Genomic DNA, 8,766 nt, shown 5'->3' on the forward strand with positions numbered 1-8,766 from the left:
CCTGATGCGAATGATCGTCTACGGGGCCGGGGCGGTCGGCGGCGTACTCGGCGCCTACCTGCACCTGTCCGGCCAGCCCGTCGTCCTGATCGCCCGCGGCGAGCACCTGGCCGCCATCCGCGAACACGGACTGACCCTGCAGGACGGCACCGGTTCACGCACCGTGGACGTGCCCGTGGCCGCCGGACCCGCCGAGATCGCCTGGCAGGACGGGGACGTCGTCCTGCTCGCCGTGAAGGGCGAGGACACCGAGGCGGCGCTGCGTGAACTCGCCGCCTGCGCACCTGCTACGACACCCGTCGTGTGCCTGCAGAACGGCGTCGACAACGAACGCCGGGCGCTGCGCGCCTTCGAGCACGTGTACGGCGTGTGCGTGATGTCGCCGACGAGCCACCTGACGCCCGGTGTCGTCCGCGCCGACTGCCACCCGGTGCCGGGCCTGCTCGACATCGGCCGCTTCCCGTCCGGCACCGACACCACCGCCGAGTCGATCGCCGCCGCGTTCCGCGCGGCCGGATACGGCAGCGAGCCGCGCCCCGACATCATGCGCTGGAAGTACGGCAAGCTGCTGCGCAGCGTCGGCAACGCCGTCGACGCGGTGTGCGAGCGTGCCGACGGCTTCGGCGAGATCGCCGCACAGGCAAGGGCCGAGGCGGTGGCGGTGCTCGACGCGGCCGGGATCGCGTACACGCCCAAGGACGAGGACGACGCGCGCCGGGCCGACATCCTCAAACCCGCGTTCACCGGCGCGCGCGGTGGCGGCTCGTCGTGGCAGAGCCTGGCCCGGGGCACCGGCCACATCGAAGCCGACCAGCTCAGCGGCGAGATCGTGCTGCTGGCGCGGCTGCACGGCCTGCCCGCGCCCTACAACGAGAACGCCCGCCGCTGGGCGAACAGGTTCGCCCGGGAGGGCCGGGCCCCGGCGTCGCTCGCACCCGCGGACTGGCTGGCGACCCTCGGCGGGTAGCTACGTCGGGCTCGGCGTGGCGGATGCGAGAGCGCGGGTCTGCGCGCGCAGCATCCACAACGCGACGATCGCGGCCACTGCCACGCACACCTCGCAAGCCGTTCAGGCGCCGAAACGGCGGGAGCGGGCCGCGTACGAACGCAGCGCCCGCAGGAAGTCCACCTCACGGAATCCGGGCCAGTACACGTCGCAGAAGTACAGTTCCGAGTAGGCCGCCTGCCAGAGCAGGAACCCGGACAGGCGCCGCTCGCCGCTGGTGCGGATGACCAGATCCGGATCGGGCCTGCCGTCGGTGTACAGATGTGCCGCGATCGCCTCGGCGGTGATGTCCTGTGCCACGTCGTGAATCGTCGCACCGGCGCGGGCCCGCGCGTCCAGCAGCGAGCGTACGGCGTCGACGATCTCCTCCCGGCCGTCGTAGCCGATGGCCACGGTCAGGTGGAACAGCGCGTCGCGCTCGCGGGTGGTCTCCTCGGCCAGTTTCAGCGCGTTGCGGGTGGAGTCGGGCAGCACATCCAGGCGGCCCGCCAGGTGCAGCTGCCAGCGGTTGTCCGGCCGGGTCAGCCGGTGGGCGATGACGTTCTCCATCATCGCCATCAGGTTGTCGACCTCGTCGCTGTCGCGCTTGCGCATGTTGTCGACCGAGGCGACGAACACGGTCACGTGCGCGATGCCCGCCTCGGCGCACCAGCCCAGCACCTCGTCGAGGTGCTCCGCGCCGTATCGGTGGCCGGTCTGCGGGGCCAGGCCCCGCTCGCGGGCCCAGCGCCGGTTGCCGTCCATCACCATGGCGACGTGCCGGGGCAGGGCGGCACCGGCGAGCCGACGGCGTAGGCGGTGGATGTAGAGCCGGTAGGCGGCGGCGCGGAGTGACGGCATCATCAGCGCATCACATCACCGTTCACCGTCGCGCGTGGTCGTCCGGGCGCAGATGCGGGGGTCCTGTGAAGATACTGTGGCGCTGCTGAAGGTCACCACCGAACACCCCGATCCGCCCTACTCGGTGACCGTCCAGATCACACTGTGGAACTGAGCATCCAGGCGGTTCGACGTGGTGCGTCCGGGTGGCGGGCTAGGCCGCCGCCGGCTCGGGCTCGGCTGGTCCGGATGTGCCCTGCATGACGCGGCGGATGTAGCCGGCCATCAGGGTCACCGCCCCGAACAGCGACCACGCCAGCCCGGCGGGCGCCATCCGGGCGCCGAACACGGCCAGCACGGTGGGCACCAGCAGACCCAGGGCGATCATCCCCGCCAGCCGGAACCGCTCGCCCCAGGATCCGTCGCGGGTGCGGCGCAGCGCCTCGCCGAGCACCGCCGCGACGTAGTAGCCGGCCACGCCCAGGCACAGCATCACCCGGATGCCGGTCGGCACGCGCGGATGCGCCTCCTCGGTCAGCGTCGCCAGCGTGCCCAGCGCCGAGGCGACGGCGGTGATGCTCGCGGCCGTGAGGAACAGCAGGGGCATCAGCAGCCGTACGGGCAGGGCGGCGATGTGCGAGGTCAGGTAGCCGTCGCGGTAGAAGATCGGGAACCACATGCCGATCAGCAGGGCGAAACTGGCCACCGACACCGACAGCAGCGCGCGGGTCCAGTGTTCGAGGTCGGCGGCCCCGGCCACGAGCTGCATGGTCGCCTCACCGAACACGATGATGATGAACAGGCCGCACCGTTCGGCGAGGTGGGCGCGGTCGACGGTGGCGAACTGGACGGCGGACAGCCGCCCGCCGCGGCGTTGCGCGATGCGTTCGGCCCACTCGGGCCGGTCGGGTGCGCGGTCGGGCATGAACATCGGCAGCAGCACGTCGATGAGCAGGCCGAGGGCCCACAGCCAGTACCGGCCCGGCGCGGGCACCCAGATCGAGGCGATCCAGGGCAGCAGGCCGAGTCCGCCCTGCACCGACGGCCAGTCGAGCAGCGGGCGGCCGGTCCGGGTCCACGCCTGCGAGCCGAGTAGCCGCACGACCACGTACGCGATGATGAACACCCGGGTGCGGCCCTCGGCCGCGCCGGGGATGGCGGCGGCCATGACGGCCATGCCGAACATCGCCAGCAGCATGGTGCGGCGGCGGGTCTGCTCTCCGGCCACATTGGCGTACAGGGTGAACGCGCTCCACGCGACGCAGATCGCGAAGAACAGCAGCAGGTACAGCGCCCCGCCGGTCCAGCTCGGATGGTGCAGCTCGTGGGCCAGCTCGACCACGGCCGCGACCACGACCAGGTCGAAGAACAGCTCGAGCCAGCTGACCTTGCGTCCCTCGCCGGCGGCCGTCGACATCTCGATCACGCGGGACACTGTCGCACAGCCGTGACGCGTCGGCCGTGGCGCGGTGACCTCCCATCGATATACCAGCTAACGTCCTTTATCAGTGCATATGCTGACTGGCGGCTGCACGCGGACGGGGGTCTCGGTATGGAGTTCGGCGTCGGTTACTTCCCGACCCATGACGGCATGAGCCCGGGAGAGGTGGCCCGGCTCGTCGAGGACCGCGGCCAGAACGCGCTGTTCTTCGCCGAGCACAGCCACATCCCCGCGAGCCGGGAGAGCCCCTACCCGGGCGGGGAGATGCCGCCCAAGTACTGGCACTGCTACGACCTGTTCGTCGCGCTCACCGCGGCCGCGGCGGCGACCTCGCGGCTGCGCGTGGGCAGCGGCATCTGCCTGGTCATCCAGCGCGACCCGATCCACACCGCGAAGGCCGTGGCCAGCGTCGACCACCTGTCCGGCGGACGGTTCGAGTTCGGCGTCGGCGCGGGCTGGAACCGCGAGGAGATGCGCAACCACGGCACCGACCCGAAGGTGCGCATGGCGGTGCTGGCCGAGCGCGTCGAGGCGATGAAGGAGATCTGGTCCCGGCACGAGGCCAGCTACTCCGGGGAGTACGTCAATTTCGACCGGATCTGGTCGTATCCCAAGCCCGCCCAGTGGCCGCACCCGCCGATCCTGGTCGGCGGCACCGGCCCGACCGTGCTCGACCGGGTGCTCGCCTTCGCCGACGGCTGGCTGCCGAACTGGGGCGAGGACGCGGCCGTGCTGGACCGCATCGCGCAGCTGCGGGCCCGCGCCGAGCGGCCGGTGCAGGTGCAGGTGATGTCCGTGCCCGCCGACCCGGCCGTACTGGAGCGGCTGGCCCACGCCGGGGTGCACCGGGCGATGCACTGGCTGCCCTCGGGTCCCGAAGCGGTCGTACAGCGGGCGCTGGAGCAGTGGGAGCACGCGATCGGCACGTTCACCGTCGGATGAACCAGGCCCGGCAACGGTTCGCGACCGCGCGGGTCGCGCGCCTGGCGACGGTCGGCCCGTCCGGCGCGCCGCACCTGGTGCCGGTCGTGTTCGCGCTGTCCGGCGACACCGTGTACAGCGCCGTGGACCGCAAACCCAAACGCACGCCGGCGCTGCGGCGGCTGGCCAACGTCGCCGCCGACCCGCGCGTGTGCCTTCTGGCCGACCACTACGACGACGACTGGACGGCACTGTGGTGGGTCCGCGCCGACGGCACCGCCCGGGTCCTGCCCGCGGGTGACCCCGAGGGCGCTTCGGCGCTGGGCCTGCTCGCCGCGCGGTACCCGCAGTACGTGACGCAGCCGCCGCCCGGCCCGGTGCTGGCGGTCGACGTCGAGCGCTGGACCGGTTGGGCGGCGGCGGGCCGCTGACCGCGATGGATCAGCTCGCCGAGTTGCGCCGTTCCGATCCGCGGCAGGCCGGCGCCGCGCGACGATGGTGCAGGTGAGAGCCTCGCCCCGGCGTAGCGCCGGTGGCCTCGCGGAAGGGGAACGTCATGCCGCAGGACCCGGAGGAGAAACGCGACCGCCGCCGCAAGCACGTGACCGGGTCGGTCCGGGCCATGGAGCGCAAGGTCGGCGAGGCGGAGGCGAAGGCGAGCCGGGTGCCCGGCACCGAGGAGATCCTCGCGATGGAGGCCAAGCGGGCGCGGGCACGGGCCAAGAAGGAGATCAAGTCCGGCCGGATGCTGTCGATGCCGCCCGCGCCGGGGGCCGGTGAGCTCAGCCGCGACGAACTCTACGAGGAGGCGCGGCGGCGCAACATCAAAGGCCGCTCCTCGATGACCAAGGCTCAACTGGAGCACGCCCTGCGCCGTTGACCTGGGCAAACGCCGATTCTGCGGCGTACGCTGCGGTAGGCGTGACAGGTATACACGCGATGTATACACGTGGTGTACAGTCCTCCCATGTCGATCGGTCACTCATTCCTCGGCCTGCTGGAAGGCAAGCCCCGACACGGGTACGACCTCAAGCGCGCCTACGACGAGCGCTTCTCGCCCGGCCGCCCCCTGCACCACGGCCAGGTCTACGCCACGCTGTCCCGCCTGCTCAAGAACGGCCTGGTCGTCGTTGACGGCCTCGAACCGGGCGAAGGCCCCGAACGCAAGCGCTACGCCGTCACCGACGCGGGCATCACCGACGTGCAGGCGTGGCTCAGCCAGCCCGAGAAACCCGAGCCCTACCTGCAGAGCGTGCTCTACACCAAGGTCGTGCTCGCGCTGATGACCGGCCGCCCCGCCGACGAGATCCTCGACGTGCAGCGCACCGAGCACCTGCGCCTGATGCGCGAGGTGACCCGCCGCAAGACCGGCGGCGACCTGGCCGAGCAGCTGATCTGCGACCACGCCCTGTTCCACCTCGAAGCCGACCTGCGCTGGCTCGAACTGACCGCGGCCCGGCTCAACGAGCTGGCCGCCCGAGTCCGCCCGTGACCCCGGACCACCCCCGCAAGGAGAACCACCCCATGACCGAGGCGTTGCTGGTCGGCACCGACCTGCACAAGATGTACGGCACCACCCCCGCCCTGCGCGGCTCCTCGCTGACCGTCCGCGCCGGGGAGATCGTCGCCGTGATGGGCTCGTCCGGCTCCGGCAAGTCGACCCTGCTGCACTGCCTGGCCGGCATCGTGCGCCCCGACGACGGCACCGTCGTGTACGCCGGACGGCTGATCTCGTCGATGACCGACGTCGAGCGCAGCGCCCTGCGCCGTCGCGACTTCGGCTTCGTCTTCCAGTTCGGCCAGCTCGTGCCCGAACTGACCTGCGTCGAGAACGTCGCCCTGCCGCTGCGGCTGGACGGGGTGCGCCGCAAGGAGGCCGAGCGCCGCTCCCGCGAGTGGCTCGACCGGCTGGAGGTCGGCGACGTCGCGGGCAAGCTGCCCGGCCAGATCTCCGGCGGCCAGGGCCAGCGGGTGGCCGTGGCCCGTGCCCTGGTCACCGAGCCGAAGGTCGTCTTCGCCGACGAGCCGACCGGGGCCCTGGACTCCCTCAACGGCGAGAAGGTCATGCAGCTGCTCGGCCAGGCCGCCCGCGACACCGGCGCGGCCGTGGTGCTGGTGACCCACGAGCCCCGGGTCGCGGCGTACGCCGACCGGGAGGTCGTGGTCCGCGACGGCGCCTCGCTGGACCTGGAGCGGGTCGCGTGAGCCCGTCCTGGCTGCGCGAACTGCTGCTCGGGGCGCGCATGGCGCTGGCCGGCGGCCGCTCCGGTCTGGTCCGCGCCGCCCTGACCGCCGTCGGCGTCGGCCTCGGGGTGGCGATGCTCCTGGCCGCCGTCAGCATCCCGCACATGATGCAGGCCCGTAGCGACCGCAACGCCGCCCGCGCCGACCAGAACTACGGCGCGCAGGTCGAGCACACCGACCGCAGCACCCTGGTCGGCGTCACCGACATGCAGTACCGTGACGCCGGCATCCGTGGCCGGCTGGTGCGGGCCGAAGGCTCCCAGCCGGTGGTCCCGCCCGGTCTGACCGCGCTGCCGCGACCGGGCGAGATGGTCGTGTCCCCGGCGCTGGCCCGGTTGCTCGTCACGCCGGAGGGCGCGCTGCTGCGCGAACGGCTGCACTACCCGGCGGCCGGGCTCATCGCCGACGAGGGCCTGCAGGGTCCCGGCGAACTCGCCTTCTACCTGGGCAGCGACACGCTGACCGCGGACACCTCCGGCGTCGGGCGGCGCAACAGCTTCGGCGACGAGAACACCTCCGACGGCCTGGACCCGGTGCTGCTGCTCCTCGTCGTGATCATCTTCGTGGTGCTGCTGCTGCCGGTCGCGATGTTCGTCGCGTCGGCGATCCGATTCGGCGGCGACAGCCGCGACCGGCGGCTGGCCGGAGTACGCCTGGTCGGCGCGGACACCGGCATGGCCCGGCGCATCGCCGCCGGGGAGGCCATGCTCAGCGCGCTGCTCGGCGTCGTGACCGGGGCGTTGATGTTCCTGGCCGGACGCTCGTTCGTGGGCTCGGTCGAGCTGATGGGCATCAGCGTCTACCCGGCCGACGTGCGGCCCGACCCCGTGTTGGCGGCGCTGATCGTCGCGGCGGTGCCCGCGGCCGCCGTCGTGGTCACCGTGCTGTCCCTGCGCCGGGTCATGATCGAACCCCTGGGCGTGGTACGCCGAGGTGGCGACACCAGGCGGCGGCTGTGGTGGCGGCTGATCCTGCCCGTGCTCGGCGTGCTCCTGCTGCTGCCACTGGTCGGCAGCGTCAGCAAGGAGAGCGAAGGCTTCAGTGAGTGGCAGGTCATCGGCGGGGTGTGCTTCATCCTGCTCGGCGTGGCCACCCTGCTGCCCTGGCTGGTGCAGTCGGTCGTCCGCCGCATCCACGGCGGCCCGGTCGCCTGGCAGCTCGCCGTCCGGCGGCTCCAGCTCGACGGCAGCATGTCGGCGCGCGCCGTCACCGGGGTCGCGGTCGCGGTCGCCGGGGCGATCGGCCTGCAGATGATGTTCGCCGCAGTGGAGGCCAACTACCAGCGCTTCAGCGGTCAGGACCCGAGCCGGGCCCAGATCTCCGCCACCGTCGGCCTGCCGCACGGCTGGCCCGACGCGGCCGTGGCGACCGCCCGGTTCGCCGCGACGCCGGGCGTGACGGCGATCAGCTCCCGCAGCATCCTCACCATGGAGCTGGAGCCCAAGCCGGACGGCGAGATCCCGTCCGCGCCGCTGACCCTGGCCGGCTGCGACGACCTGCGCCGCCTCGCCGAGATCGGCGACTGCGCCGACGGTGACGCGTTCGTGGTGGACAATCCCGAGTTCACGCCGCCCGCGCCCGGCACGGCGGTCACCATCCGCGCGGACGACGACCCGGGCACGCCCTGGACGGTCCCGGCCGGGGCGCGCACCGTACGTCCGCTGATCGATCCGCTCAACGGGGCCACCGCCGGGGTGCTGGTCACGCCTGGTGCGCTGCCCGCGGCGGTCCTCGCCGGTCCGCACCTGTGGCTGCAGGCGCTGATCGCCGTGGACCCGGCCGCGACCGACGCGGTCGACAGGGTCGTCACCACCCGCTGGGAGCTCGACCAGTTCGGCAGCACCTGGGAACTCAACCCGACCGTGGTCGACAACAAGTTCGCCCAGGTGCGGCGGGGGCTGTTCGCCGGAGCCGCGGTGACGCTGCTGCTGATCGGCGCGAGCCTGCTCGTGGTCGTGCTGGAGCAGCTGCGCGACCGGCGCAGGCTGCTGGCCGTGCTGGTCGCGTTCGGCACCCGGCGGCGCACCATGAGCTGGGCGATCCTGTGGCAGACCGCGGTGCCGGTGGTGCTCGGCCTGGTGCTGGCCTGCGCCGCGGGCGTCGGCCTCGGCGCGGTGCTGCTGCGCATCATCGGCGCGCCGGTGGCGATCGACTGGACCGGTATCGGCGTGGTGTCCGCCCTGGCCGGAGCAGTGATCCTGCTGGTCACCGCGCTGAGCCTGCCGGTGCTCTGGCGCCTCATGCGCGCCGAGGGCCTGCGCACGGAGTGACCGACCGGGGCTTCATGATCGCCGTTTCGGGTCAGAAACTGGTGGCCAACCACAGTTTCTGACCC

Annotated in this window: 9 protein-coding genes; 7 read left to right on the forward strand and 2 right to left on the reverse strand. The window is 72.5% G+C overall.

The annotated features are described in order from the left end of the window. The first annotated feature begins 4 nt into the window (after positions 1-4). A complete protein-coding gene (locus tag HAV40_RS10715) occupies positions 5-967 on the forward strand; it encodes a ketopantoate reductase family protein (RefSeq protein ID WP_166380700.1) in 963 nt (320 codons plus the stop codon). A gap of 102 nt (positions 968-1,069) precedes the next feature. Here the strand turns inward: HAV40_RS10715 and uppS are convergent, their stop codons facing one another. Both uppS and HAV40_RS10725 read right to left on the reverse strand, forming a co-directional pair. After that, positions 1,070-1,849 (reverse strand): polyprenyl diphosphate synthase, encoded by a 780-nt coding sequence (gene uppS / locus HAV40_RS10720; RefSeq protein ID WP_308440979.1) that lies wholly within the window; start codon positions 1,847-1,849, stop codon positions 1,070-1,072. Positions 1,850-2,039: 190 nt separating this feature from the next. Next, positions 2,040-3,242: a low temperature requirement protein A gene (locus HAV40_RS10725; protein WP_239085732.1), complete on the reverse strand. Its 1,203-nt coding sequence runs from the start codon at positions 3,240-3,242 to the stop codon at positions 2,040-2,042. Between the two features lie 135 nt (positions 3,243-3,377). Between HAV40_RS10725 and HAV40_RS10730 the strand changes: the two genes are divergently transcribed. The 6 genes from HAV40_RS10730 (at position 3,378) to HAV40_RS10755 (ending at position 8,701) form a co-directional block, all read left to right on the forward strand. Beyond that, positions 3,378-4,208: an LLM class F420-dependent oxidoreductase gene (locus tag HAV40_RS10730; protein ID WP_166380702.1), complete on the forward strand. Its 831-nt coding sequence runs from the start codon at positions 3,378-3,380 to the stop codon at positions 4,206-4,208. Beyond that, a complete protein-coding gene (locus tag HAV40_RS10735) occupies positions 4,205-4,618 on the forward strand; it encodes a TIGR03668 family PPOX class F420-dependent oxidoreductase (RefSeq protein WP_166380703.1) in 414 nt (137 codons plus the stop codon). Before HAV40_RS10730 ends, HAV40_RS10735 begins: the two co-directional genes overlap by 4 nt. Positions 4,619-4,743: 125 nt before the next feature. Then, a complete protein-coding gene (locus tag HAV40_RS10740; protein WP_166380704.1) occupies positions 4,744-5,067 on the forward strand; it encodes a plasmid stabilization protein in 324 nt (107 codons plus the stop codon). Positions 5,068-5,154: 87 nt separating this feature from the next. Then, entirely contained in the window at positions 5,155-5,679 is a 525-nt protein-coding gene (locus tag HAV40_RS10745; RefSeq protein ID WP_166380705.1) for a PadR family transcriptional regulator, read from the forward strand. Between the two features lie 32 nt (positions 5,680-5,711). Next, the gene (locus HAV40_RS10750) at positions 5,712-6,392 is read left to right on the forward strand and encodes an ABC transporter ATP-binding protein (protein ID WP_166380706.1); all 681 of its coding nucleotides are present in this window, start codon (positions 5,712-5,714) and stop codon (positions 6,390-6,392) included. Further along, a complete protein-coding gene (locus HAV40_RS10755) occupies positions 6,389-8,701 on the forward strand; it encodes an FtsX-like permease family protein (protein WP_203670837.1) in 2,313 nt (770 codons plus the stop codon). Before HAV40_RS10750 ends, HAV40_RS10755 begins: the two co-directional genes overlap by 4 nt. The last annotated feature ends 65 nt before the right edge of the window (positions 8,702-8,766 follow it).

This window comes from Catellatospora methionotrophica, from assembly GCF_011297335.1.
Classification (GTDB): domain Bacteria; phylum Actinomycetota; class Actinomycetes; order Mycobacteriales; family Micromonosporaceae; genus Catellatospora; species Catellatospora methionotrophica.

What these genes read in the sequence shown, in the direction of transcription:
- HAV40_RS10745 (WP_166380705.1), top strand. Translation starts at nt 5,155, where the DNA reads ATGTCGATCGGTCACTCATTCCTCGGCCTGCTGGAAGGCAAGCCCCGA.
- uppS (WP_308440979.1), bottom strand. Translation starts at nt 1,849, where the DNA reads ATGATGCCGTCACTCCGCGCCGCCGCCTACCGGCTCTACATCCACCGC.
- HAV40_RS10740 (WP_166380704.1), top strand. Translation starts at nt 4,744, where the DNA reads ATGCCGCAGGACCCGGAGGAGAAACGCGACCGCCGCCGCAAGCACGTG.
- HAV40_RS10735 (WP_166380703.1), top strand. Translation starts at nt 4,205, where the DNA reads ATGAACCAGGCCCGGCAACGGTTCGCGACCGCGCGGGTCGCGCGCCTG.
- HAV40_RS10750 (WP_166380706.1), top strand. Translation starts at nt 5,712, where the DNA reads ATGACCGAGGCGTTGCTGGTCGGCACCGACCTGCACAAGATGTACGGC.
- HAV40_RS10730 (WP_166380702.1), top strand. Translation starts at nt 3,378, where the DNA reads ATGGAGTTCGGCGTCGGTTACTTCCCGACCCATGACGGCATGAGCCCG.
- HAV40_RS10715 (WP_166380700.1), top strand. Translation starts at nt 5, where the DNA reads ATGCGAATGATCGTCTACGGGGCCGGGGCGGTCGGCGGCGTACTCGGC.
- HAV40_RS10725 (WP_239085732.1), bottom strand. Translation starts at nt 3,242, where the DNA reads ATGTCGACGGCCGCCGGCGAGGGACGCAAGGTCAGCTGGCTCGAGCTG.